Raw genomic sequence first — 25,671 nt, forward strand, 5'->3', positions numbered from 1 at the left:
AAAACTTGATTTTCTGTTATACATTTTGCAACAGGTAATTGTTTTCAAAATATGAAACTTCACCTCTACAAGGGGGCAAACACATGTCGGATTATTTAGTTATAGTGGAATCGCCCGCAAAAGCAAAAACAATCGAGCGATATTTAGGAAAAAAATATAAAGTAAAAGCTTCCATTGGTCATGTGCGTGATTTACCACGTAGCCAAACAGGAATTGATACAGAGAACAACTATGAACCGCGTTATATTACAATTCGAGGCAAAGGCCCTGTCTTACAGGAATTAAAAACAGCTGCTAAAAAAGCAAAAAAAATCTATCTCGCAGCCGATCCAGACCGCGAAGGAGAAGCGATTGCTTGGCATTTAGCAACTGCTTTAAATATTGATATTGAATCAGATTGTCGCGTTGTTTTTAATGAGATTACAAAAGATGCAATCAAAGAATCATTCAAACATCCACGTCCAATCGATTTAGACTTAGTTGATGCACAACAAGCACGTCGTATTTTAGACCGTCTTGTTGGATATAATATTAGTCCTTTACTATGGAAGAAAGTCAAAAAAGGTTTGTCAGCAGGTCGTGTTCAATCAATTGCACTGCGTCTGATTATTGACCGCGAAAACGAAATTAAAAACTTCCAACCAGAAGAATATTGGTCAATCGAAGCTTCTTTTGAAAAAGGCAAAAAAGTATTCGATGCAGCATTCTATGGTACGACAAGCGATAAAATTAAATTAACAAATGAAGCCGAAGTTCAAAACATATTAAAACAAATCAAAGGTGAAGATTTTGAAGTAGCAAAAGTTCTAAAGCGTGAGCGTAAGCGTAATGCAGCGCCGTCATTTACAACCTCTTCTTTACAACAAGAAGCAGCGCGTAAATTAAACTTTAGAGCAAAGAAAACGATGATGTTAGCACAGCAATTATACGAAGGAATTGACCTTGGTAAAAAAGCAGGTGGCATTGTCGGGTTAATTACCTATATGCGTACAGACTCAACGCGTATTTCAGAAACAGCGAAAAAAGAAGCGCATGAATACATTCTCGAAAATTATGGTGAAGAATATACAACACCTGTTGAACAACAAGCGAAAAAATCTGAAAAGGCACAGGATGCCCATGAAGCGATTCGTCCAACATCAACAATGCGTCATCCGGATACATTAAAAACAGTTTTATCTCGTGACCAACTTCGTTTATACCGTTTAATTTGGGAACGATTCATCGCCAGTCAAATGGCTTCTGCTGTATTAGATACAGTAACAGCGGACTTACAAAACGGTGATTTACTATTCCGTGCAACTGGTTCACAAGTGAAATTCCCAGGTTTCATGAAAGTATATATCGAAGGTTCAGATGACCAAAAAGAAGAAAAATCTAAAGATAAGTTATTACCACCGATGGAACAAGGCGATCTTGTTAAAACGGTTGAAATTGAACCGAAACAACATTTCACGCAGCCACCACCACGTTTTTCAGAGGCACGTCTTGTTAAAACGTTAGAAGAGCTAGGTATAGGGCGTCCATCTACGTATGCACCAACATTAGATACGATTCAAAAGCGTGGTTATGTCACACTTGAAACAAAGCGCTTTGTACCAACAGAGCTAGGTGAAATTGTGCATAGTCTAGTGCTTGAATTCTTCTCAGACATTGTGAATATTGAATTTACAGCGAAGATGGAGAATGATTTAGACTTAATTGAAGAAGGAAAAAAGCAGTGGGTAGAAGTCATTGATGCATTCTACAAAGAATTTGAAAAAGACTTGAAACATGCGGAAGTAGCAATGGAAAAAGTCGAAATTAAAGATGAACCTGCAGGGGAAGACTGTGAACTATGTGGTCATCCGATGGTATTCAAATTAGGTCGATACGGTAAGTTCATGGCATGTAGCAACTTCCCAGAATGTCGTAACACAAAAGCGATTGTGAAGGAAATTGGTGTGAAATGTCCAACATGTAAAGAAGGCGAAATTGTTGAGCGTAAGAGCAAAACAAAACGTATCTTCTATGGTTGCAATCGTTATCCGGACTGTGACTTTGTATCATGGGATAAACCAATCAGTCGTCCATGTCCAAAATGTAACGAAATGCTTGTTGAAAAGAAAATCAAAAAAGGTGTTCAAATTCAATGTACGTCTTGTGACTACAAAGAAGAACCGACACAATAAAACAAATGAAGGAGTCGTTTTTAAACGGCTTCTTTTTCTATGCTGGAAACAATCTTTCGCGTAAATAACACTTTCAAGCTAAGCTATTTTTATGATACAGTAAGCAAGAACATTTTATTTTAAGAAGTAGAGAAAGTAGGTCGTACAATCCATGACATATGTAAATGTAATTGGTGCTGGTTTAGCAGGTAGTGAAGCAGCATGGCAAATTGCCAAACGTGGTATTCAAGTAAAACTTTATGAGATGCGTCCAGTAAAACAAACACCGGCACATCATACAGATAAATTCGCAGAGCTTGTATGTTCAAACTCATTGCGCGCAAATAACTTAACAAATGCAGTTGGCGTAATTAAAGAAGAAATGCGTAAACTTGATTCAATTATTATCGAAGCAGCAGATTCTTGTTCAGTACCAGCAGGTGGCGCTTTAGCAGTTGACCGTCATGAGTTTGCTGGCTATGTAACAGAAAAAGTGAAAAATCACCCGCTTGTTGAAGTGATTCATGAGGAAGTAACTGAGATTCCGAAAGATGGTATTACCGTAATTGCAACAGGTCCGTTAACATCACCAGAACTTGCAAAATCTATTCAAGAGGCGACAGGACAAGACTATCTATACTTTTATGATGCAGCAGCTCCAATCATTGAAAAAGATAGCATTGATATGGATAAAGTGTATTTAAAATCACGCTATGATAAAGGCGAGGCAGCATACCTAAACTGCCCAATGAACGAAGAAGAATTTAATGCTTTCCAACAAGCTTTAATTGAAGCAGAAGTAGCACCTTTAAAAGAATTTGAAAAAGAGAAGTATTTTGAAGGGTGTATGCCAATTGAAGTAATGGCAGCACGTGGTCCGAAAACGATGCTATTTGGTCCAATGAAGCCAGTAGGTTTAGAAGATCCTAAAACGGGCAAACGTCCACATGCCGTTGTTCAACTTCGTCAAGATGACGCAGCTGGAACACTATATAATATAGTAGGTTTCCAAACGCATCTAAAATGGGGCGAGCAAAAACGTGTATTCCAAATGATTCCGGGTCTTGAGAATGTTGAAATTGTTCGTTATGGTGTCATGCATCGTAATACATTCATCAACTCACCAAAAGTATTAGCACCGACATATCAATTAAAATCACAACCGAACGTGTTCTTTGCAGGTCAAATGACAGGTGTTGAAGGATATGTAGAGTCAGCTGGTAGTGGTCTAATTGCAGGGATTAATGCGGCGCGTATGGCAATGGAACAAGATTTAAAAATCTTTCCTGCCGAAACAGCGCTTGGTAGTATGGCGCGCTATATTACAGAAGCAGATTCAAAACACTTCCAACCAATGAATGTAAACTTCGGTTTATTCCCAGCACTTGGTGAAAAAATTCGTTCAAAACAAGAACGCGGCGAAAAACATGCTGAACGTGCTTTAGCGAGCATTGAAGCATACATTGAGTCCGAAAAATTGTAAAAAAGTCCACCTAGTACGGACATTTGTTTGTATTAGAAAAAAATTTGATAAAGCCGAGCAAAGTTGATATACTTTGTTAGGCTTTTTTATTGTGTTTTTGACTTGTGTGCTATTTAATGGTATGTCCTTTTTTAGTACAGTTCACGAAAACGTCGTAAATCTACAGAAAATTAGCATAGTCAATATAATTTGAAGTGCTTTGACTTTCTTTTATTTTCTGATAATGCGAAAATAAAAGAAAGTATGGAAAATGAGGTGTTCAAATGCGTATTAGTCAACATGAAGCACTCCAACAATTTATTACATATATTCAGTTGGAGAAAAACTATTCTTCTCTAACATCTGAAGCGTATCAACAAGACTTACAAGAATTCTTTTCATTTTTAAAACAAGAACAAGTAACTACGCTAGAAGAAGTAGAATATGTACATGCGCGTTTGTTTGTCACACAACTATACAACGAAGAAAAAGCAAGGGCGACAATCTCACGAAAGATTTCGTCTATTCGTTCGTTCTTTCGCTTTTTAAACCGTGAGTTTCAGTTGAATGATGCATCTTTCCAATCGCTTTATCATCCTAAAAAAGAAAGTCGACTACCACGCTTTTTTTATGAGGAAGAATTGAAAATGCTATTTGAAGCAAACGAAGGGGAAACACCTAAAGAGAAAAGAGAACTCGCAATTTTGGAGTTATTATATGCAACAGGCATTCGCGTAAGTGAATTAACATCGATTCAATTAAAAGATGTTGATTTTTCATTAAGTATTTTACGCGTAATGGGGAAAGGGAGAAAAGAACGATATGTTCCTTTTGGACAATTTGCACACGAAGCTTTGCAACTGTATGTGACCGATGCGCGTCCTATTTTAATGAAGAAACAGCAACATGATTCGCTTTTCGTTAATATGAGAGGTGAGCCACTGACTGCTCGTGGTGTACGATATATTTTGAATGAAATGGTAAAAAAAACAGAATTAACGACGATTTATCCACACATGATCCGTCATACATTTGCCACACATTTATTAAATCAAGGGGCAGACTTACGTACAGTGCAAGAGCTACTTGGACATGCAAGCTTATCATCTACACAGGTGTACACCCATGTCACGAAGGAACATCTTCGCAATACCTATATGAACGCTCATCCAAGAGCGTAAAATGACGAGGAGTGAGCAATATGGAATTACATGCAACAACGATTTTTGCAATCCAACATAAAGGGCAGAGTGCAATGGCTGGTGACGGTCAAGTAACACTCGGAAATTCAGTTGTAATGAAGCATACAGCAAGAAAAGTAAGACGATTGTTTAATGGACAAGTACTTGCTGGATTTGCAGGTTCTGTAGCAGATGCTTTTACGCTCTTTGAAATGTTTGAGGGTAAATTAGTTGAGTACAATGGTAACTTACAACGTGCAGCTGTAGAAGTAGCCAAGCAATGGCGTGGCGATAAAATGTTACAAAAATTAGAGGCGCTTTTACTTGTGATGAACAAGGATACTTTATTACTGGTATCTGGTTCTGGAGAAGTAATTGAACCAGATGATGGAATTTTAGCAATCGGTTCAGGTGGGAATTATGCGTTATCAGCAGGTAGAGCTTTAAAACAATATGCAGGTGAACAAATGACAGCAAGAGAAATTGCAGAGGCTTCGCTGAACATTGCTGCAGATATTTGTGTCTTTACAAACCATAATATTATTTTGGAGGACTTAGACGTATGAATGAACAAACACCAAAACAAATGACAGAGTACCTCGATCGTTATATTGTCGGTCAAACGAATGCAAAAAAATCTGTAGCGGTTGCATTACGTAATCGTTATAGAAGACAACTACTATCTGAAGAAATGCGCGAAGAAGTTGTACCGAAAAATATTTTAATGATTGGACCAACAGGTGTTGGTAAGACAGAGATTGCACGACGAATTGCAAAATTAGTTAAAGCACCTTTTTTAAAAATTGAAGCAACAAAATTCACAGAAGTCGGCTATGTAGGACGCGATGTGGAATCGATGGTGCGTGATTTAGTTGAGGTGTCTGTTCGCCTTGTAAAAGAAGAAAAGCGTGCAGAAGTAAAAGAAGAAGCAGAAATATTAGCGAACGAAAAAATCGTGAAATTACTTGTACCAAGTCTCAAAAAGAAAAAGCAAGCAAATACGGCTAATCCATTCGAAATGTTATTTGGTGGTCAACAACCTCAAGAAGAGACAACGGAAGATGATCCACAAATTCGTGTTAAACGTTCTCAAGTGGCAGAAGATTTAAAAGCCGGAAAACTTGAACAAGAGATTGTAACAATCGAAGTGACAGAGCAACCTTCCAATATGCTAGGTGCTTTTACAGGTATGCCGGGTATGGATATGGGTGGTAATAATATTGGGGACTTACTGTCAAATATGATGCCATCACAGAAGAAAAAACGTAAAGTGACAGTGGAAGAAGCACGTCGTTTATTAACAATTGAAGAAGCAAATAAATTAATTGATGAAGATGAAGTATCGGCAGAGGCTGTTCGACGCGCAGAACAATCAGGGATTATCTTCATTGATGAAATCGATAAGGTTGCTGTAAAAGGTAATAATGGTGGTCCTGGTGTGTCACGTGAAGGCGTACAACGTGATATTTTACCAATCGTTGAAGGCTCAACTGTGAATACAAAATACGGTAGTGTCCGTACAGACTTTATGCTATTTATCGCAGCAGGTGCATTCCACATGTCAAAACCGTCTGATTTAATTCCAGAATTACAAGGACGATTCCCGATTCGCGTTGAATTAGATAAACTGACAAAAGAAGATTTTGTACGTATTTTAAAAGAACCGCATCATTCACTGATTACACAATATAAAGCACTTTTAGCAACTGAAGGTGTGGAAATTGACTTTACAGATGAAGCGGTTGATAAGTTAGCTGAAATTGCTTCAAAAGTAAATCAAGAGACAGATAATATTGGTGCACGCCGTCTGCACACTATTTTAGAAAAGTTATTAGAAGAATTATCATTTGAAGCTTCAGATATCTCACCGGCACATATTGATATCACGCCAGCTTATGTGGAGCAAAAATTAGGTGATATTGCTGAGGACAAAGATTTGTCAGAGTTTATCTTATAGTTTATAATGTTAATTGAACAAACAATTAAAAAACTTTTGAATTTTCTGTAAATAACAGAAAATTCATGGGAGGACATAAATCAATGAATTTATTAGAAAAAATCCGTAAAATTAACTCGATGTTACAAGCATCAGCTGGTAAAGCGGTTAACTTTAAGGAAATGGCGAATACTTTAGGAATGGTAATTGAAAGTAATGTATTCATCGTTAGCCGTAAAGGTAAGTTATTAGGTATTGAAATTAATCAACAAATTGAGAATGAGCGTACTGCAAAAATGTTTGAAGAACGTCAATTCCCAGAAGATTATACAAAAAAACTATATGATTTTAGCGAAACTGTATCGAATATCGGTGTTGACGATGAACATACAGCATTCCCAGTTGAAAATCGTGATGTATTTAAAAACGGTTTAACAACAATCGTACCAATCAATGGTGCTGGTGAACGTTTAGGTACATTAATTCTTGCACGTATTGATAACCGTTTTGAAGATGAGGATTTAATCCTTGCTGAATACGGTGCAACTGTAGTTGGTATGGAGATTCTTCGTGAAAAAGCAGAAGAAATTGAAGAAGAAGCGCGTTCAAAAGCTGTTGTGCAAATGGCAATTAATTCATTGTCTTACAGTGAATTAGAAGCAATTGAACATATCTTTGAAGAGTTAGATGGTTCTGAAGGTTTATTAGTTGCCTCTAAAATTGCAGATCGTGTAGGGATTACACGTTCAGTAATCGTAAACGCATTACGTAAGTTAGAGTCAGCAGGTGTAATCGAATCACGTTCTTTAGGTATGAAGGGAACATATATTAAAGTATTAAACGCAAAATTCCTAACAGCATTAGCAGAAATTAAAATGCGTTAATTAAAAGAATAAAAGCTTGAGGCGCAAACATGTTGTCTCAAGCTTTTTTTATTCCAAAGATATACAAATTTTTATTTTTGCGTTATATTTTGTTAGAAGGTAGAAGAATGGATTTTAAAAAAACAATATATCCCTTTAAAGTTCATATTTTCAATATTAAAATATGTATTTTTTGTGAAGTTAAAAAAAGGGATAATAAATAATAGTTGATATACCAACCTTCTTTATTGTTTTTTTTGATAATTATTAAAATTTCTGAGATAAAAAAGCGAAAAAATATACTTTTTGAAAAAGCTTTGAAATGTTATAGTATTCACTTGAGGACGAGGCAACAGTAATTTTCTCATATCTTACAAATCGAAAAAAATTCGTCTAGTAAAAAAGTCTTTCTAATTTTATGATGAGGTTTTTCAAACAATTTAATTTAGAATTTGAAGATTATTTTTAATTGTTTCTAAACGAATTGAAAAGGACTTAAGATGGGTGTATAAAGTAACATGGTGATAGTGTAAACTTCTGAAAACAACATTGAGATGATGGAAAAACTTTTGTATGCAATAAAACTAGCTCCTAAACAATAAAATAAGTATTTATACCTATTCTAATGTATCTAATATCAATAGACACTTTGGATTATCTTTATTACAATTATAATAGCTAAAGAAAAATTTCCTACGTAAATGAAAAAGTAATGAGGTGAGTTAATTGGATCTTTTTGGGGGAACAATTAAAAATCTGGAAAATGGATTAAATTATGCAACGGTCAGACAAAAAACAATTGCACAAAATATCGCAAATGTAGATACACCGAACTATAAAGCAAAATCAGTTAGTTTTAAAGATTTACTACAAGAAGCAAATAATGAAGTTTTAACAGCAAATCGTACAGATGCAAGACATATTAACTTCACTGGTGAATCGACAACACCAGGCGTATATAGTTATGCAAATTTAAAATACCGTCAAGATGGTAATGGTGTTGACATGGATACAGAACAAGCTAATTTAGCTAAAAATGCAATTTACTATAATGCTCTAATTGAACGAGTAAGTAGTAAGTTCAATACGTTACAAACTGTGCTCAAAGGAGGTAACTAGAAATGTCGATTTTTCAAAATTTAGATACGACTGGTTCAGCCTTAACAGCGCAACGTTTAAGAATGGATGTTATTTCATCGAATATGGCAAATGCTGAAACAACTCGCGCACGTCAAGTGAATGGTGAGTGGGAACCATATAGAAGAAAATCAGTTGTCCTGACAGCGCAAGAAGGTTCAGGGTCTTTTGCGAGCCATTTGAATGCAGCGATTGGCTCAAGTAGTAAGTCAGCAGGAAATGGCGTAAAGGTAACACGAATTTCAGAAGATAATGAAACACCTTTTAAATTATCATATGATCCAAGTAATCCAGATGCTGATGAACAAGGCTATGTGAGATTACCAAACATTGATTCTTTAAAAGAGATGACAGATTTAATGTCAGCAACACGATCGTATGAAGCAAATGTAACCGTATTTAATGCAAATAAAGCAATGTTAACAAAGGCTCTTGAAATAGGAAAATAATAAAAATAGAAGGGGTGAATCCGATGGATGTTTCACAAGTAGGTCTTACACAACCGATTGCACCAACATTGAATCAAGCTGCACCAACCAATCAAGTTGAATCAAAAGTAAGTTTTGGAGACACATTGAAACAAGCGATTAATTCGGTAAACGAAGTACAACAAAAATCCGATTTAATGACGAATAAACTAATTGCAGGCCAAGAGGTTGAATTATCAGATGTTATGATTACTGCTCAAAAAGCAAGCGTCACATTAAATACAGCATTGCAAATTAGAAATAAAGCAGTAGAAGCTTATCAAGAAATTATGCGAATGTCTGTTTAATTTGTAGCAAAGACGTATTTAACGTAATCGGAGGCCAAACATGATATGAATGAAAGAATAACCAAACTAAGAACCGATTTGACTAAATTTTGGAAGAGTAGGTCAAAACGACAAAAAGGAACAATGATTGGTTTATTAGCAGCCATTATTATTGGTGCAGCACTCATTACATACTTTATGACACGTGTAACGTATTCACCATTATATTCAAATTTGACAGCGGCAGAAGTGGGTCAGATCAAAGCACAATTAGATACACAGGGTGTGAAGTATGAAATTACTGCAGGTGGTACAGCTATTTCAGTACCATCAGACAAAGTAGATGAATTGGTAGTAAACTTAGCTGCTCAAGGTCTTCCAAAGAGCGGTGAAATTGATTATTCATTTTTCTCACAAAATGCAAGTTTTGGTATGACGGATAATGAATTTAATGTTATTAAAGTAGCATCTATTCAAACTGAATTAGCGAATTTAATGAAAAACATCGATGGCGTTAAAGATGCTAAAGTTATGTTGAATTTACCAGAACAAAGTACATTTGTTAGTGAAAGTGATAAAAATAAAGATGCGAGTGCTTCTATTGTTTTAAATACAGCACCTGGACAGCAGTTTAGTGAAGAACAAATTCGTACATTATACAACCTAGTGGCTAAAAGTGTGCCGAATCTAAGTACTGATAATATTGTCATTACGAATCAATACAATGAATATTTTGATTTAGCAGGTGGCGATGCTGAATCATCGAATGTAGCGAATGCAGGAAATCAATTGGCAGTTAAAAAACAAATTGAAAGAGATTTACAACGCCAAGTACAAGGTCTACTAAGTAATATTATGGGTAACGGAAAAGCAATTGTAACCGTTACTTCTGATATTGACTTTACAAAAGAGAATCGTGAAGAAAATTTAGTTGAACCAGTAGACAAAGAGAATATGTCCGGTATCGAAATTAGCGCTCAAAAAATCAATGAAACATATACGGGGAATGCAGCTGGTGCAACTGGAACACCAGAAGCTGAAACAAATACAGATAATTTTACAAATTATCAAGAAGGAACAAGTAATGGTAATGGTGATTACGAAAAAACTTCTGAAACAGTGAATAAAGAAGTGAACCGAATTAAACGTCAAATTGTAGAAAGTCCTTATCGTATTCGTGATTTAGGTATTCAAGTGGTGGTTGAACCACCAACAGCTGATGATCCAGCCTCATTAGATCCAGCAACGCAAAATGATATTAAAACGATGCTTGATTCAGTTGTTCGAACATCGATTGATAAGAGTTCGGCAGGAACATTATCTGACGAAGCAGTTGATCAAAAAGTAACCGTTTCTGTGCAACAATTAAACGGTAAACCAGATACAACACCGAATACAACACCAGCAATTCCTTGGTGGGTATGGGTAATCGGTGGTATTTTAGTTGTTGTGATTGCATTATTAGCATTCTTCATTATTCGCTCACGTCGTCGTCAAGATGAAGATGAATACGAGGAGTATGATGAAGAATTTGATGAGATTAATGTAGATGATATATCAGATGAAAAAGAGACAGAAGGCACTGTGAGAAGAAAACAACTTGAAAAAATGGCGAAAGAAAAACCAGAAGACTTCGCTAAGTTACTTCGATCATGGATTTCTGAAGAATAGGAATGGGAGGTTAATGCAGTGGCAACAAAGAAAGAGAAAGAATTATCTGGCAAACAGAAAGCTGCACTCTTGTTAATTTCTTTGGGACCTGAGGTGTCGGCATCGGTTTATAAACATTTAAATGAAGAAGAAATCGAACGTTTAACATTAGAAATTTCGAGTGTAAAGCGTGTTGAACCCGAAATTAAAGAAGAAATTATAGAAGAGTTTCATAATATTGCATTAGCGCAAGATTATATTTCACAAGGCGGTATTGGTTATGCCAAAACCGTATTAGAAAAAGCGCTTGGAAACGATCAAGCACAGGCGATTATTAATCGCCTAACTTCTTCTTTACAAGTACGACCTTTTGATTTTGCTCGTCGTACAGATCCAGCGCAAATTTTTAACTTTATTCAAAATGAGCATCCACAAACAATCGCTTTAATTTTATCTTATCTCGAACCACAACAAGCGGGAACGATTTTATCGTCGTTACCACAAGAAGTGCAGGCAGACATTGCGAAGCGTATTGCAACGATGGAATCGACTTCACCAGAAGTAATTAGTGAGATTGAGTCTGTTTTAGAAAGAAAGCTATCGTCTACAATGACACAAGACTACACAGAAACGGGTGGCGTAGATGCAGTTGTAGAAGTTCTGAATGGTGTAGATCGTCAAACAGAAAAAACAATTTTAGATGCACTCGAAATTCAAGATCCAGAACTTGCAGAAGAAATCAAGAAGCGCATGTTTGTATTCGAAGATATCGTCACATTGGACAACCGTTCGATTCAACGTGTTATTCGTGATGCAGAAAATGCTGATTTAATGTTAGCGATGAAAGTATCGAGTGAGGATGTAAAAAGTATTCTATTTAAAAATATGTCACAACGTATGGCAGAGACATTCCAAGAAGAGATGGAAGTTATGGGACCTGTTCGTTTACGTGATGTTGAAGAAGCACAAACAAGAATTGTTGCGATTACAAGACGTTTAGAAGACGCAGGCGAAATTATTATTGCTCGTGGCGGAGGAGATGACGTCATTGTCTAGAATTATTCGTTCCACAGCTGAAGAATCCAATATACGTGAAATTAAAATTCGTAAATTTTCTTTTACAGAAGAATTGGAAACAGGTGAAATAGAAGGGAATATGTCTGTGCCCTCTATTTTAGATGAACAAAATCGTATTCGGCAAAGCTTTGAAGAGGAAGTAGCAAGTACGCGTGCACAAATGGCACAAGAACAACAAGCGCTTCAAGAAAGCTTGGCACAACAACGTCAAGATTGGGAACTAGAAAAACAACAATTACAACAACAGGCATATGAAGAAGGTTTTCAAAAAGGTTATGCAGATGGCGAGATGAAAATTCGTGAAGACCTGCAACAAAAAGTAAATGAAGCAAATGAATTAGTTCATGCAGCCGTTGAAAATGGAAATGTATACTTACAAGAACAAGAACGTATTATTTTAGATTTAGCAATTGAATCTGCAAATCGAATACTCGGACGCAAAATTGAAGAAAATCCAGATGTGTTTTTAGATATTGTGAAGCGTGCATTAATAGAAGTAAGAGAATCTGAGTTTATTAAAGTATTTACTTCAAGTACATACTATTCATATGTAACAAGTAAGCGAGATGAACTCGAAACACTGTTACCACCGAACTTATTATTCACAGTGTTTGTTGATGATCAATTAGACGAAACAGCATGTTATATCGAAAGTAATCATGGGCGTATGATTGTTACGCTAGATGAACAGTTAAATGAATTAAAAAAAATATTATTAGCAATTTTAGAAAGTGAGGATTGAACGTGAATGAAAGCAGTCGACTTATTAAAACGAATTACCGAAGTACCGACGTTTAAAAAGTACGGTCGTGTGTCAAGAGTTGTCGGCTTAATGATTGAATCCAATGGACCAGCTAGTTCGATTGGGGATGTCTGCAAAATTCACGTACATTCTTCTCATACAGGTCATCAAGAAATTTTGGCTGAAGTTGTCGGTTTTAAAGATGACATCGTTGTTCTAATGCCATTTACATCATTAAAGGATATCTCGATTGGTTGTTTGGTAGAAGGTACGAACCAACCACTTGAGATAAAAGTAGGTCCAGAACTCATCGGGAAAATTTTAGATTCGATGGGGCGACCGATTGACGGTTCATTATTACCACGAGGCTTAGCTACGGTACAAACGGAAGGAGAGCCACCTAATCCGTTAACAAGACCACCAATTAATGACACATTAGAAGTTGGCGTAAAAGCGATTGATGGAATGTTGACGGTTGGGAATGGTCAGCGTATCGGTATCTTTGCTGGCTCTGGTGTTGGTAAAAGTACATTATTAGGTATGATTGCACGCAATACAAAAGCTGATTTGAACGTTATTGCGTTAATTGGTGAGCGTGGTCGTGAGGTGCGTGAATTTATTGAGCGTGATTTAGGGCCTGAAGGTTTAAAACGTTCCATTGTGGTGGCTGCAACGTCAGACCAGCCTGCATTGATGCGTATTAAAGGTGCTTTTACAGCAACAGCTATTGCAGAATATTTTAGAGAACAGGGCTTAAATGTAATGCTCATGATGGACTCTGTTACACGTGTAGCGATGGCGCAGCGTGAGGTTGGACTGGCAACAGGGGAACCCCCAGCGCAAAAGGGTTATACCCCTTCTGTTTTTGCGATTTTACCAAAACTCTTAGAACGAACGGGTACAAATGAAAAAGGCTCAATCACAGCTTTTTATACGGTCTTAGTAGATGGTGATGATATGAATGAGCCGATTGCTGATACTGTACGAGGTATTCTTGATGGACATATCGTATTAGACCGGAATTTGGCAAATAGAGGGCAATATCCTGCGATTAATATTTTAAAATCAGTTAGTCGTTTAATGAATCATATTGCAACACCTGAACACGTAGTAGCCGCAACAAAATTGAGAGAACTTTATTATACGTATATGAAAAATGAAGATTTAATTAATATTGGTGCATATAAAAGAGGCTCTTCACAAGAAGTTGATCAAGCGATTCAATATGAACCAATTATTACGTCGTTTTTAAAACAAGGTTTTATGGACCCCGTTTCAATGGAACAAACTGTGAATGAATTAACGAATCTTGCAAGAGGTGTTATGTAGTGGCGAATGCTTATCAATATCGTTTTAGTCAAGTAATGGACATAAAAGAGCAAGAAAAGAATGAAGCCGAAATGGCTTATAAAGAATCAGTTACTTCTTTTGAGGAAATAGCTACACATATGTATGACGCATTAAAAAAGAAAGAAGACTTACTCGCATTTCAACAAGAAAAAATGCAATCGGGACTTAGTATTTTAGAAATGCATAATTATGCGAACTTTATTGATAGTATGGAAAAAAAGATTGCTGATTTACAAGAAAAAGTTATTCAAGCACGTTCGAAAATGCAATGGTTTGAAGAAAAACTTTTAGAAGTATCGCTTGAATTTAAAAAATATGAAAAAATGCAAGAGCGTGATTATGAGGCCTATCAAAAAGAAGAAGATCGTTTAGAAATGATTCAATTAGATGAGATTTCGCAAATTGCATTTTATAACAAGGAAGTATGGTGAAGTCATGGCAAAGAAACCTGTAGCGTCTAAAAAACCGCGTAAAAAACAGTCTGTGATGGATCCGAATGAGCAAAATTCTGAACCAAAAGGACCTGGGAAATTACAAAAACTATTCTTTTGGGTCATTATTCCTGTACTATTTGCATTGGCCGTTGGATTAATTGTAGCGGAAGTAACAGGTACGAACGTATTTGAAAAAGCAAAAACACTCGTGGGGAAAAATTCGGACCAAACAGAGCAAACAACAGAGCAATCAATTGAAGATTATAATAAAGAAATTGTGAAGTTGCAGGCGCAAGTAAAAGAAAAAGAAGCTCTTGTAACGAAATTACAATCACAAATTGATGCCAATAAGACAGATACATCAAAATTAGAAGTAGAGAAAAAGCGATTAGAAAAAGAAGTCAAGAAATTGCAAGATGGTAAAGCAGATAATAAAACTGACTCCACACTTTTAACGAAAACATACGAGCAAATGGCTCCTAAATCAGCGGCAGCAGCGATTTCTGCAATGAAAAATGAAGAAGCATTAAGTATTTTAAATAATTTAAAGCCTGCAACACTGGCACCAATTTTAGAGAAAATGACACCTGAAAAAGCAGCTTATTATACAGAAGCAATGTCTAAAGGTGAAAAATAAAATGGTTTGAAGGGAGGTGAATATATGGTAATGGTCGGGTCTTTAGATCGTGTTGCAATAGGAAAGTCAGATGCGAAATCGGTTGCGAAGTCTAGAAGCAATACAACAGATTTTTCATCTACACTAAATAAAGCGCAACAAGCGTCAAAAAACGAAACAAATCAAAGTACTTCTTCAAAAAGCGGTGTGACAACTGCACAAAAGCAAAAAAATGAGGTTCAAACACTCGTAACAAATACAGAAAGTCAAAAAAATAAAGTAGAAGAAATAAAAGAAGATGTAGTAAATGAGCAGTCTTCATCTCAACTAACACTTGAGTTTTTATTACCCACTCAAAAAGTAGATGAACAAGTAACTAAAGTAGAAGAAGTTGATTTTTCATCTTTACTACAAGCAACGTCTGTTCAGCAAATTATTGAGATGATGGGTGGACAATCTTTAGTTGAAGGCGAACAATTAAATTTAGATCAAGTAGCAAAAGCTTTAGGGATGCAAACACAAGATTTACAAAATTTAATTACCAAGCTCATAAATACAAATCAACAAACACAGCCATCAGGGGCTAACGATTTGTGGACAGAGTTAGGAAAAGTAGATCAAAAAGTAATGGCCGCTCTACAACAAATTGCTGCTGCAATTAATGGGCATGGAGATGCAAAATTAACAAAAAAAGAAGCGCAACAAGCAGTTGCTTTGTTTAAGTTAATTGATTTAGCAGCACCTAAAACAGATTTGACTTTAAAACAAGAATCACAAGCAGCACAAATGAAGAATTGGTTATCAAATTTGGCAGGACAAATTTCTGAAAAGACGGCTGAAAAAGAAACCATGTTACCTTTTGCGAAAGCAACCATTCGATTCTCAGCACCTAAAGCAGTAGAAGTACCTACAAATCAAGTTACGACTGCCGCAACGTTACAAAGCACAAAACCTTCTGTTGTTACAATACAATTGCCAAGCAACGGAACTTCACAAGCACAATCTGCTAAATTCGTAGAAGAATTTCAGAATGTACTAAATCGTGCTCAATTTGCAAGTAATGCAGCTGGAACAAGATTATTAATTAAGTTGTATCCAGAACATCTAGGAACGATTCGAATTGAATTAGTTCAAAAAGATGGGATGTTATCTGCTAAACTTTTAGCTTCTAACACAGCAGGAAAACAAATGATTGATAGTACATTACACCAGTTAAAACAAGGTTTTGTAAATCAAAATATCCAATTGGATCGCCTAGATGTAGCGCAGGCACTTACAGAACCAAATAAGAGTGATCGTGGCAATCAATTCGGGCAACAGTCATCTCAATCACAGCAAACTGAACAGGATGAAATAAACGAAGGTAAACAAGACGAGTTGAAAAGTTTTGAGGAAATATTAGCAGAAATGGAGGAGTAGGCAATGGCAGACATTAAGGGAATTACAGCGGACTATTATCTACCTACAACGGAAAAAAGAACAGGTAATAGTAATCTAGGTAAAGATGACTTTTTAAAAATTCTTATTACACAACTACAAAACCAAGACCCTACAAGTCCGATGGATGATAAAGAATTCATTGCGCAAATGGCTCAGTTTTCTTCATTAGAACAAATGAGTAATATTGCGACGAATATGAATAATTTGACTGCTATAACGCAGCAATCGCAATTAATTCAATTCAATTCATTCATTGGTAAAACTGTGACATGGCATGAAGCTTCAAAAGAGTTAGATGAAGCAGGTAAGCCAATTGTGAATACAGGAACTGAGAAGGTAGTCAAGGTTCAATATGATGGTGCAGAAGCAAAATTTGTTTTAGAGAGTGGTAAAGTAATTAGCGCTTCAAATATCTCAGAGGTAACAGGAGCAGCAAATGCTGGTGGCTCTAATTCATTGATTGACGCGAGTATGTTAATTGGTAAGAAAGTAAGCTTTTTAGATGATGAGGGGAAAACAATAACAGATACAGTAACCTCTGTATCAAAAAAAGATGGCAAAATTCAATATGCTTTATCGAATGGTCAAATAATTACAGCAGACCAAATGACAGCTATTTCAGCTTAATCGAGGAAGATTTTGAATCCTATTAGAATTGTCCAACCACCCATCATATATAATAATAAGCTTACACAACAAAAAAATAATGAAACAGCAAATACGCAGTTTCAAAATTTACTAAATGAAGCACAACAAAAACTCAAAATTAGTAAACATGCATCACAGCGAATTACACAACGTAATATTAACATCAGTGATGTGGAGTGGAATAAGATTGAAGAAAAGATGCAAGTTGCTAAAAGTAAAGGTTTAAATGAATCCTTATTTTTAACACAAAATGCAGCTTTAATTATAAATGTAAAAAATGCGATTGTTGTAACTGCATTGAATCGAACAGAAGCCAGTAATCAAATATTTACGAATATTGACAGTGCTATTTTAATTTAAATCTGGCGGGACCTTGTAAAAGGGCGCCTTCTGTACTATCGACTGACTGAGATAGTACACTTGAAAATCGAAGGGAGAAAATCAATTATGTTACGTTCTATGTATTCAGGTATCAGTGGTTTAAAGAATTTCCAAACTAAGTTAGATGTCATCGGGAACAATATCGCAAATGTTAACACATATGGCTTTAAAAAAGGTCGTGTTATTTTCAAAGACTTAATTTCACAAACTGTTGCAGGTGCCAGTGCCCCAACAGATAATCTAGGGGGGACGAATGCAAAACAAATCGGTTTAGGATCGAGTTTGGCTGCAATCGATACAATCCATGATAAAGGTTCAACACAAAGTACAGGACGTACGCTAGACGTCGTAATTAACGGTGATGGCTATCTATCATTTACAGATGGAGATAATACGTATTATACACGTGCAGGTAACTTATATTTAGAACGCGATGGAACACTTATCGCACCAGACGGTAAAAAATTAGTTTCTGCAGACGGGAACCAAATTCAAATTCCTGCTGATGCTACGAATTTGACAATTGGTCAAGATGGTACAGTTTCTTATACGCAAGCAGGAGCAATTGTAGCCGCTGGTCAAATTGGTATCACACGCTTCCCTAACCCAGAAGGTTTAACAAAAGTGGGCGGTAACTATTACCAAGTGTCGAATAACTCAGGGGATCCATCAGATACAAAAACACCTGGAGCAGATGGTAATGGTACAATTGAATCTGGTTTCGTTGAGATGTCAAACGTTGATTTATCAGAAGAATTTACAGAAATGATTGTTGCACAACGTGGTTTCCAAGCAAACTCTCGTATTATCACAACATCAGATGAGATCTTACAAGAGTTAGTTAACTTAAAACGTTAATTTTTGATATTGTTTAATTAAAAAGGAGGGGGGCTGGGCTGGCTCTATCCAGACTAGCCCTATATTCCTATGATTCATGTAACAAGATTAAATGGAAAAACATTCACTTTAAACGCATTATACATAGAATCGGTCGAGGAGTTTCCTGATACAACCATCACGTTAACGACCGGACGAAAATATGTTGTGTTGGAAAAAGCGATGGAAGTAGAAAAACAAATAGTCGCATTTTATAGACAAGTACAACTCCTATCAAACCCGCATTTAAGAGGTGAAAATGAAGATGAAGAAGAATAAATTATTAACCATTATGCTTATAATTTTAGTATCTATTACATTGATTGGTGTGGTTGCGCTTGTTGTAGTAACACAGCTTTCAAAAGATGGTGGTGCTAATGCTGAACCAACTATCGACGAAATAATTGAACAATCTGTAGATGTACCAGAGATTAGTACAAATCTAAATGACCGTCGTTATGTGAAATTATCTTTAAAAATTCAAACTGATAGTAAAGAAGCAGCTGAAGAATTAACAAAACGAGATTTTCAAATTAAAGATATTCTTGTAGAAGTTCTTTCAGATATGAGTAGTAAAGATTTACAAGGTACAAAAGGTAAGGAATTATTAACGAATGCATTAAAAGCTAAGTTTAATGGCTTAATGCAAAACGGGGAAGTACAAAAAGTATATATCACCTCATTTGCAGTATCGTAATCGATGAATTAAACAAGAAGAGGAGGTGAGCAGATGGCTGGAGATGTTTTATCACAATCCGAGATTGATGCGCTCTTATCCGCATTGTCGACAGGAGAAATGTCAGCAGATGATATTAAAAAAGAAGAAGAAACAAAAAAAGTAAAAGTATATGATTTTAAAAGAGCTTTACGTTTTTCAAAAGATCAAATTCGTAGTTTAACTCGTATTCATGAAAATTTTGCTCGCTTATTAACTACATTCTTCTCTGCTCAACTTAGAACATATGTACAAATTACAGTAGCATCTGTCGATCAAATACCTTTTGAAGAATTTATTCGTTCTATTCCAAATATGACATTAATTAATGTCTTCGAAGTACCGCCTTTAGATGGAAATGTCTTGATGGAGATTAATCCTAATATTGCCTACTCTATGTTGGATCGTTTAATGGGGGGAGAGGGGTCAAGTCATAGTAATGTTGATAATTTAACAGAAATTGAAACAAAAATTATGACGAATCTTTTTGAGCGCTCTTTTGATAATTTGAGAGAAGCATGGGTAAATATAGCGGATATTGATCCAATCATGACGGAATTAGAAGTTAACCCACAGTTTTTACAAATGATTTCACCAAATGAAACAGTGGTTGTCATTTCTTTCAACTCTATTATTGGTGAGACGAGTGGTATGATTAATATTTGTATTCCTCATGTTGTATTAGAACCTATTGTACCGAATTTATCTGTACGCTATTGGATGCAAGCTAATACGAAAGAGGTATCGCCAGAACAAAAAGCAATTATCGAAAATAGTGTAAATAAATCTGTACTGCCATTAGTTGCTGAGTTAGGTACTGCACAAATAAGTATCGAGGATTTCTTATTATTAAGAGAATCGGATGTTTTACAGTTAGATAAATTAATTACAGACCCACTTTATTTAAAAGTAGATGAAGTTCCTAAATTTATTGTGCAACCTGGTAAAGTGAAAAAGAGAATGGCTGTTCAAATTTTAGAGTCTCTGGAAGGAGGAGATGGTGATGATGAGTGATGAGATGTTATCACAAGAAGAAATTGAGGCACTATTACGTGGTGAATCATTAGATAAAAAATCAGATGAGGATGTTGAAGATCCTTTAAACAGTAACTCAGAAGAATATAAAATAGAAGACTATTTAGATGACATGTCACGCGATGCGCTAGGTGAAATAGGAAATATTTCATTTGGTAGTTCTGCTACAGCATTATCGTCGCTTCTTGGTCAAAAAGTTGATATTACAACACCTTCACTTAGTATGATTAATCGTAATAAGTTAGAAGAAGAATTTCCGCATCCGTATGTGGCTGTACAAGTCGAGTATACAACAGGATTAATGGGAATGAATTTATTAGTTATTAAACAATCAGACGCTTCGATTATCGCAGATTTAATGCTTGGAGGAGATGGATTAAATCCTGCAGAAGAATTGAATGAGATTCACTTAAGTGCTGTACAAGAAGCGATGAATCAGATGATGGGGTCGGCAGCGACGTCAATGTCTACAATCTTTAATAAAAAAGTGGATATTTCACCACCTTCAATTGATTTGATGAATTTTTCAAATAATGAAGGCACTGAAAATATTCCAGATGATGACTTATTAGTAAAAGTTTCGTTTAGATTAAAGATTGGTACACTAATTGATTCAAATATAATGCAATTATTACCTTTAAATTTTAGTCAAAACTTAGTAAAATCATTGATGAACCCTGATGCGGAAGAACCAGTTGAATCTGTTGAAGAACAACCGACTCCAGAGCCAGAGCAGCAAATAAGCCCACAAGCTTCAGCAAATGGACAAACTACTTCACAAGAGCAACAGGTACAACAACCGATGTATCAACAACCTGATCCAATGCAACAAGCACAACAACCAATGTATCAGCAGCCAATGCAGCAGCAACAGCAACAACCGATGCAACAGCAACCGATGCAACAGCAACCGATGCAACAGCAACCGATGCAACAGCAACCGATGCAACAGCAACCGATGCAACAGCAACCGATGCAACAGCAACAATCTGTACAACAGCCACAAATGAATGTACAGCAAGCGCAGTTTGTTGATTTTGAACAGGCTAATTTAAAACAAACTGAAGCGCGTAACTTAAATATGTTGATGGATATTCCATTACAGGTAACAGTAGAATTAGGTCGTACGAAGCGTTCAGTAAAAGAAATTCTTGAATTAGTAAGTGGTTCAATTATTGAATTGGATAAATTAGCAGGTGAACCTGTAGATGTGTTGGTAAATAGTCGTCTAATTGCAAAAGGAGAAGTAGTTGTAATTGATGAAAACTTTGGGGTTCGAATTACGGATATCTTGAGTAAAGAAGACCGTTTAAATAATTTAAGATAGATTTTATTGGAGGAATATACAGATGGCAAAAAAAATATTAATTGTAGATGACGCAGCATTTATGCGTATGATGATCAAAGATATACTAACAAAAAATGGTTTTGAAATTGTAGGAGAAGCAGCCGATGGTGCACAAGCAGTTGAAAAATATGCAGAATTAAAACCAGATTTAGTTACAATGGATATTACAATGCCAGAAATGGACGGAATTGCAGCCTTAAAAGCAATTAAAGAAACAGATCCAGGTGCTACAATTATTATGTGTTCAGCTATGGGACAACAAGCGATGGTAATTGATGCAATTCAAGCAGGTGCAAAAGACTTTATCGTAAAACCATTCCAAGCAGATCGCGTAATTGAAGCAATTCAAAAAGCGTTAGGTTAAATTCAATGTTCAAGCAATCATTCAAAAAACGCTATTTATTGGCTTTAATCGTAATGATTTCTGTATTCTCTTTTTCAGCATGGAGCACACCTGTTGCTTATGCTGAAAAAGATGGTATGGTAAGCGATAATTTCGAGCAAAATAACAAAGAAAATCAAAATAAAGCTGAAGTAAATAAGGCGGACTCATCTGAAGATTCGACAATTAGTTCTGGGATGACTGCATGGGAATACTTGAAAATTTTGTTAGCCTTAGCTTTTGTTGTAGGGCTTTTATTCTTTGTGCTTAAATTAGTCAATCGTAATAATAAAAAGTACCAATCGAACCAAATGTTACAAAATTTAGGTGGAGTATCTTTAGGCCAACAAAAATCAGTGCAATTACTCAAAGTGGGAAATTCGCTATTTTTAGTGGGTGTTGGTGAAGATGTTCAAATGATTAAAGAGATTACAGATCCAACAGAGCAAGAGGCTTTAATAAAAATGCATGAAGAGAAGCATAATCTAGCTGTACAAACACCTTATATCGCTGAAATGTTTCAAACAGTCAAAGATAAATTTTCAAAGCAGCCTGTAGAACCAGCTACAAGCGATTTTAAAGAAGCATTAGATGAAAAACTTAACAAAATAAAAAAGAATCGTCAGCAACAATTAGATGATTGGAGTCAAAAGGAGAAGAAAGACGATGAGTGATTTACTTCAAGCTTTTTCCGATGGTAGTGGCTCAACCGTCTCAACTTCTGTGAAATTAATGCTGTTGTTAACTGTTCTATCATTGGCACCGAGTATTTTAATTTTAATGACATCGTTTACGCGAGTTGTTATCGTACTATCCTTTGTTCGAACATCTTTAGCAACACAACAAATGCCACCGAACCAAGTCATTGTCGGTTTAGCCTTGTTTTTGACATTTTTTATAATGGCTCCTACATTCCAAGAAGTAAATAAAGAAGCACTACAGCCGTTATTTAAAGAAGAAATTACATTAGATGAAGCATATGATAAAGCAAGTGTTCCATTCAAAGAATTTATGAGTAAACATACGCGTCAAAGTGATTTAGATTTATTTTTAAGTTATGCAGGTGAAGAACAGCCTAAATCTGTACAAGATATCTCTTTAACGACGCTTGTTCCAGCTTATACTCTCAGTGAATTAAAAACAGCATTCCAAATGGGATTCATGATTTTTATTCCATTTTTAGTTATTGATATGATTGTCGCCAGTGTTTTAATGTCGATGGGTATGATGATGTTACCACCGGTTATGATTTCATTACCATTTAAAATTTTATTATTTGTACTTGTAGACGGATGGTATCTCGTAATGAAGTCTCTATTACAAAGCTTTTAAAGAAAGGGGAAGGATTATATGTCACAAGAGTTTGTTATATCAGCAGCTGAAAAAGCAATCACAGTTATTTTAATGGTTTCCGGCCCCTTACTATTAGTTGCTTTGATTACGGGATTACTGGTTAGTATCTTCCAAGCTACAACACAAATTCAAGAGCAAACACTTGCTTTTGTACCTAAAATTGTTGCTGTATTAGTTGCCTTAGTTTTCTTTGGTCCTTGGATGTTAACGCATATGTTATCTTATACACGTGATATTTTTGCAAATTTAACGCGGTTTATAGGGTGAGTATATGACAGAGATTATACCTAAGCTTCCGGTATTCTTTTTAGTTCTAATTCGTTTAAGTGCCTTTTTTGTGACAGTACCTTTCTTCTCATATAAAACAATACCTGTAAAAGATCGCATCTTTTTAGCTGTAGTTCTTGCTTGGATTATGAGTTATACGATGGAAGAAACGGTTATTAAAATTGATGATGCTTACGCGATGCTTGTTTTAAAAGAAGCGGTAGTAGGACTTTCACTTGGTTTACTTGCATATATTATTATATCGGCAGTGCAAATTGCTGGTAGTTTTATCGATTTTCAGATTGGCTTTGCAATTGCTAATATTATTGATCCAATGACAGGGACACAAAGTCCGTTAATTGGTCAGTTTTTCCAAACAATTGTACTTTTATTATTAATTACAACAAATGCACATTATATGTTGCTAGATGGAATATACTATAGTTATGAATACATTCCATTACAAAGTGTATGGCCGAACTTTGGTGATCCGGCAGCAAGTACATTTATTATGAAGACATTTACAGCCGTATTTGCAATTGCTTTTCAAATGGCAATTCCAGTTGTTGCAACGGTATTTTTAGTCGATTTAGCTTTAGGGATTACAGCAAAAACAGTACCACAATTAAACATTTTCGTTGTAGGTTTTCCGATAAAAATTGGTGTTAGCTTTATCATTATGATTGTTACAATGGGCGTTATGGTAGCAGTTATGCAAAAGCTATTCCGCGTGATGTTTGAAGCAATGCGAGATTTTATGGTGATATTAGGTGGTGGATAGTCAATGTTTTTAAAATTAGATCTACAGTTTTTCGCAGGTGAAAAAACAGAGAAAGCAACACCGAAGAAAAGGCAAGATGCACGAAAAAAAGGTCAAGTTTTAAAAAGTCAGGACGTAACCAGCGCGTTTGTCTTGCTTGCCATCTTTATGTACCTCTTAATAATGGGGTCATATTTAAGAGAAAATTTATTAACATTTTTTAGAGAAACATTTACGCATACCGTGTTAATTGAATCGATTTCTGTTGAGTCGGTTATGGAAATGTTCAAAGATATTTTAGTCGAAATGGCTATAATCCTCTTACCTATTATGGCAATAGCAATGATTGCCGCAGTTGCAGCGAACTTTTTTCAATTCGGTTTGCTTTTCACAACTGAAACGTTAAAGTTTGATTTGAAAAAAATTGATCCTATTAAAGGATTTAAACGTATTTTTTCAATGCGTGCGATTATTGAATTGCTTAAATCAATTTTAAAAATCTCTTTTATCGGAACAGTTACAACAGTTATTATCATTTTAAATTTGAGTGATGTACTTAGTTTATCGTTTAAGACACCAGGAGATTCTTTAACTACAATCGCTAAGTTGACGGTATTAATGGGATTAACAGCAAGTGTTGTATTAGCATTTATCGCTGTTTTAGATTATTTTTACCAAAAATTTGACTATGAAAAAAATCTGAGAATGTCGAAGCAAGATATTAAAGATGAATATAAGAATACAGAGGGAGATCCCCTCATTAAATCAAAAATTAAGCAACGCCAACGTGAAATGGCGATGCGTCGAATGATGCAAGAAATACCAAACGCAGATGTCGTTATTACGAACCCGACACACTACGCAATTGCATTAAAATATGACGATGTGACAATGGAAGCACCAAAAGTAGTTGCTAAAGGTACAGATTATGTAGCGCAAAAAATTAAATTAATTGCGAAAGAGCATGATATTGTGATGGTAGAAAATCGACCATTAGCTCGTGCAATGTATGATCAAGTTCAAATTGATCAACGCATTCCAGATGAGTTTTTTAAAGCAGTTGCTGAGGTACTCGCATATGTTTATCGTATTAAACAAAAAATTTAGGGAGGTA

The 25,671-nt window shown here is 35.6% G+C and carries 29 protein-coding genes; all 29 read left to right on the top strand.

What is annotated here, in order from left to right:
- Window positions 1-83 precede the first annotated feature (83 nt).
- The 29 genes from topA to flhB all read left to right on the top strand — a co-directional run bounded on the left by topA (window position 84) and on the right by flhB (window position 25,664).
- The gene (gene topA / locus MHB75_RS01910) at window positions 84-2,171 is read left to right on the top strand and encodes a type I DNA topoisomerase (protein ID WP_340995594.1); all 2,088 of its coding nucleotides are present in this window, start codon (window positions 84-86) and stop codon (window positions 2,169-2,171) included.
- 151 nt (window positions 2,172-2,322) lie between these two features.
- Window positions 2,323-3,633: an FADH(2)-oxidizing methylenetetrahydrofolate--tRNA-(uracil(54)-C(5))-methyltransferase TrmFO gene (gene trmFO, locus MHB75_RS01915; RefSeq protein ID WP_068454905.1), complete on the top strand. Its 1,311-nt coding sequence runs from the start codon at window positions 2,323-2,325 to the stop codon at window positions 3,631-3,633.
- 263 nt (window positions 3,634-3,896) lie between these two features.
- Entirely contained in the window at window positions 3,897-4,793 is an 897-nt protein-coding gene (xerC, locus tag MHB75_RS01920; protein WP_340995597.1) for a tyrosine recombinase XerC, read from the top strand.
- A 20-nt stretch (window positions 4,794-4,813) separates the two neighbouring features.
- Window positions 4,814-5,359: an ATP-dependent protease subunit HslV gene (gene hslV / locus MHB75_RS01925; RefSeq protein WP_141272984.1), complete on the top strand. Its 546-nt coding sequence runs from the start codon at window positions 4,814-4,816 to the stop codon at window positions 5,357-5,359.
- Window positions 5,356-6,750, top strand: coding sequence for an ATP-dependent protease ATPase subunit HslU (hslU, locus tag MHB75_RS01930; RefSeq protein WP_340995600.1), 1,395 nt, complete (start codon window positions 5,356-5,358; stop codon window positions 6,748-6,750). The genes hslV and hslU overlap by 4 nt, the downstream gene beginning before the upstream one ends.
- Window positions 6,751-6,833: 83 nt before the next feature.
- Complete coding sequence (gene codY, locus MHB75_RS01935; RefSeq protein ID WP_141272988.1) at window positions 6,834-7,613, top strand: GTP-sensing pleiotropic transcriptional regulator CodY; 780 nt, start codon at window positions 6,834-6,836, stop codon at window positions 7,611-7,613.
- Window positions 7,614-8,318: 705 nt separating this feature from the next.
- On the top strand, window positions 8,319-8,711 hold the full coding sequence (gene flgB, locus MHB75_RS01940) for a flagellar basal body rod protein FlgB (RefSeq protein ID WP_141272990.1): 393 nt from the start codon (window positions 8,319-8,321) through the stop codon (window positions 8,709-8,711).
- Window positions 8,712-8,713: 2 nt separating this feature from the next.
- On the top strand, window positions 8,714-9,178 hold the full coding sequence (gene flgC, locus MHB75_RS01945; protein ID WP_340995604.1) for a flagellar basal body rod protein FlgC: 465 nt from the start codon (window positions 8,714-8,716) through the stop codon (window positions 9,176-9,178).
- 23 nt (window positions 9,179-9,201) lie between these two features.
- Window positions 9,202-9,504 carry a flagellar hook-basal body complex protein FliE gene (gene fliE / locus MHB75_RS01950; RefSeq protein ID WP_141272994.1) on the top strand — a complete coding sequence of 101 codons (303 nt, stop codon included), beginning with the start codon at window positions 9,202-9,204 and terminating at the stop codon, window positions 9,502-9,504.
- 45 nt (window positions 9,505-9,549) lie between these two features.
- The gene (gene fliF, locus MHB75_RS01955; protein ID WP_141272996.1) at window positions 9,550-11,154 is read left to right on the top strand and encodes a flagellar basal-body MS-ring/collar protein FliF; all 1,605 of its coding nucleotides are present in this window, start codon (window positions 9,550-9,552) and stop codon (window positions 11,152-11,154) included.
- 18 nt (window positions 11,155-11,172) lie between these two features.
- On the top strand, window positions 11,173-12,189 hold the full coding sequence (gene fliG / locus MHB75_RS01960; RefSeq protein WP_068454878.1) for a flagellar motor switch protein FliG: 1,017 nt from the start codon (window positions 11,173-11,175) through the stop codon (window positions 12,187-12,189).
- Window positions 12,182-12,952, top strand: a complete 771-nt coding sequence (gene fliH, locus MHB75_RS01965) for a flagellar assembly protein FliH (protein ID WP_170214703.1) — start codon at window positions 12,182-12,184, stop codon at window positions 12,950-12,952. Before fliG ends, fliH begins: the two co-directional genes overlap by 8 nt.
- Window positions 12,953-12,958: 6 nt before the next feature.
- Window positions 12,959-14,281 (top strand): flagellar protein export ATPase FliI, encoded by a 1,323-nt coding sequence (gene fliI, locus MHB75_RS01970; protein ID WP_068454872.1) that lies wholly within the window; start codon window positions 12,959-12,961, stop codon window positions 14,279-14,281.
- Window positions 14,281-14,733: a flagellar export protein FliJ gene (fliJ, locus tag MHB75_RS01975; protein WP_276309720.1), complete on the top strand. Its 453-nt coding sequence runs from the start codon at window positions 14,281-14,283 to the stop codon at window positions 14,731-14,733. The genes fliI and fliJ overlap by 1 nt, the downstream gene beginning before the upstream one ends.
- A gap of 4 nt (window positions 14,734-14,737) precedes the next feature.
- Window positions 14,738-15,373: a MotE family protein gene (locus tag MHB75_RS01980; protein WP_087680167.1), complete on the top strand. Its 636-nt coding sequence runs from the start codon at window positions 14,738-14,740 to the stop codon at window positions 15,371-15,373.
- 24 nt (window positions 15,374-15,397) lie between these two features.
- Window positions 15,398-16,771, top strand: a complete 1,374-nt coding sequence (locus MHB75_RS01985; RefSeq protein WP_340995623.1) for a flagellar hook-length control protein FliK — start codon at window positions 15,398-15,400, stop codon at window positions 16,769-16,771.
- Between the two features lie 3 nt (window positions 16,772-16,774).
- Complete coding sequence (gene flgD, locus MHB75_RS01990) at window positions 16,775-17,419, top strand: flagellar hook assembly protein FlgD (RefSeq protein WP_340995626.1); 645 nt, start codon at window positions 16,775-16,777, stop codon at window positions 17,417-17,419.
- A 12-nt stretch (window positions 17,420-17,431) separates the two neighbouring features.
- On the top strand, window positions 17,432-17,800 hold the full coding sequence (locus MHB75_RS01995) for a TIGR02530 family flagellar biosynthesis protein (RefSeq protein WP_170214705.1): 369 nt from the start codon (window positions 17,432-17,434) through the stop codon (window positions 17,798-17,800).
- Window positions 17,801-17,887: 87 nt separating this feature from the next.
- Complete coding sequence (flgG, locus tag MHB75_RS02000; RefSeq protein WP_340995631.1) at window positions 17,888-18,679, top strand: flagellar basal body rod protein FlgG; 792 nt, start codon at window positions 17,888-17,890, stop codon at window positions 18,677-18,679.
- 69 nt (window positions 18,680-18,748) lie between these two features.
- Window positions 18,749-18,976, top strand: a complete 228-nt coding sequence (locus MHB75_RS02005) for a flagellar FlbD family protein (protein WP_068454857.1) — start codon at window positions 18,749-18,751, stop codon at window positions 18,974-18,976.
- Window positions 18,963-19,394: a flagellar basal body-associated protein FliL gene (fliL, locus tag MHB75_RS02010; protein ID WP_285215991.1), complete on the top strand. Its 432-nt coding sequence runs from the start codon at window positions 18,963-18,965 to the stop codon at window positions 19,392-19,394. Before MHB75_RS02005 ends, fliL begins: the two co-directional genes overlap by 14 nt.
- Before the next feature lie 33 nt (window positions 19,395-19,427).
- Window positions 19,428-20,426: a flagellar motor switch protein FliM gene (gene fliM, locus MHB75_RS02015; RefSeq protein ID WP_338838686.1), complete on the top strand. Its 999-nt coding sequence runs from the start codon at window positions 19,428-19,430 to the stop codon at window positions 20,424-20,426.
- Complete coding sequence (gene fliY, locus MHB75_RS02020) at window positions 20,419-21,774, top strand: flagellar motor switch phosphatase FliY (protein WP_340998528.1); 1,356 nt, start codon at window positions 20,419-20,421, stop codon at window positions 21,772-21,774. The genes fliM and fliY overlap by 8 nt, the downstream gene beginning before the upstream one ends.
- A gap of 22 nt (window positions 21,775-21,796) precedes the next feature.
- The gene (locus MHB75_RS02025; RefSeq protein ID WP_068454851.1) at window positions 21,797-22,159 is read left to right on the top strand and encodes a response regulator; all 363 of its coding nucleotides are present in this window, start codon (window positions 21,797-21,799) and stop codon (window positions 22,157-22,159) included.
- A gap of 5 nt (window positions 22,160-22,164) precedes the next feature.
- Window positions 22,165-22,851, top strand: coding sequence for a flagellar biosynthetic protein FliO (locus MHB75_RS02030; RefSeq protein ID WP_068454848.1), 687 nt, complete (start codon window positions 22,165-22,167; stop codon window positions 22,849-22,851).
- Window positions 22,844-23,509 carry a flagellar type III secretion system pore protein FliP gene (gene fliP, locus MHB75_RS02035; RefSeq protein ID WP_087680164.1) on the top strand — a complete coding sequence of 222 codons (666 nt, stop codon included), beginning with the start codon at window positions 22,844-22,846 and terminating at the stop codon, window positions 23,507-23,509. The genes MHB75_RS02030 and fliP overlap by 8 nt, the downstream gene beginning before the upstream one ends.
- Window positions 23,510-23,527: 18 nt before the next feature.
- On the top strand, window positions 23,528-23,797 hold the full coding sequence (gene fliQ, locus MHB75_RS02040; protein WP_068454841.1) for a flagellar biosynthesis protein FliQ: 270 nt from the start codon (window positions 23,528-23,530) through the stop codon (window positions 23,795-23,797).
- A gap of 4 nt (window positions 23,798-23,801) precedes the next feature.
- Window positions 23,802-24,578 (top strand): flagellar biosynthetic protein FliR, encoded by a 777-nt coding sequence (fliR, locus tag MHB75_RS02045; protein ID WP_068454838.1) that lies wholly within the window; start codon window positions 23,802-23,804, stop codon window positions 24,576-24,578.
- A gap of 3 nt (window positions 24,579-24,581) precedes the next feature.
- Window positions 24,582-25,664, top strand: coding sequence for a flagellar biosynthesis protein FlhB (gene flhB, locus MHB75_RS02050; RefSeq protein ID WP_340995646.1), 1,083 nt, complete (start codon window positions 24,582-24,584; stop codon window positions 25,662-25,664).
- Window positions 25,665-25,671 lie beyond the last annotated feature (7 nt).

Origin of the sequence: Kurthia sp. FSL E2-0154 (assembly GCF_038003625.1) — a bacterium.
In the GTDB taxonomy this organism is placed as follows: Bacteria; Bacillota; Bacilli; order Bacillales_A; family Planococcaceae; genus Kurthia; species Kurthia gibsonii.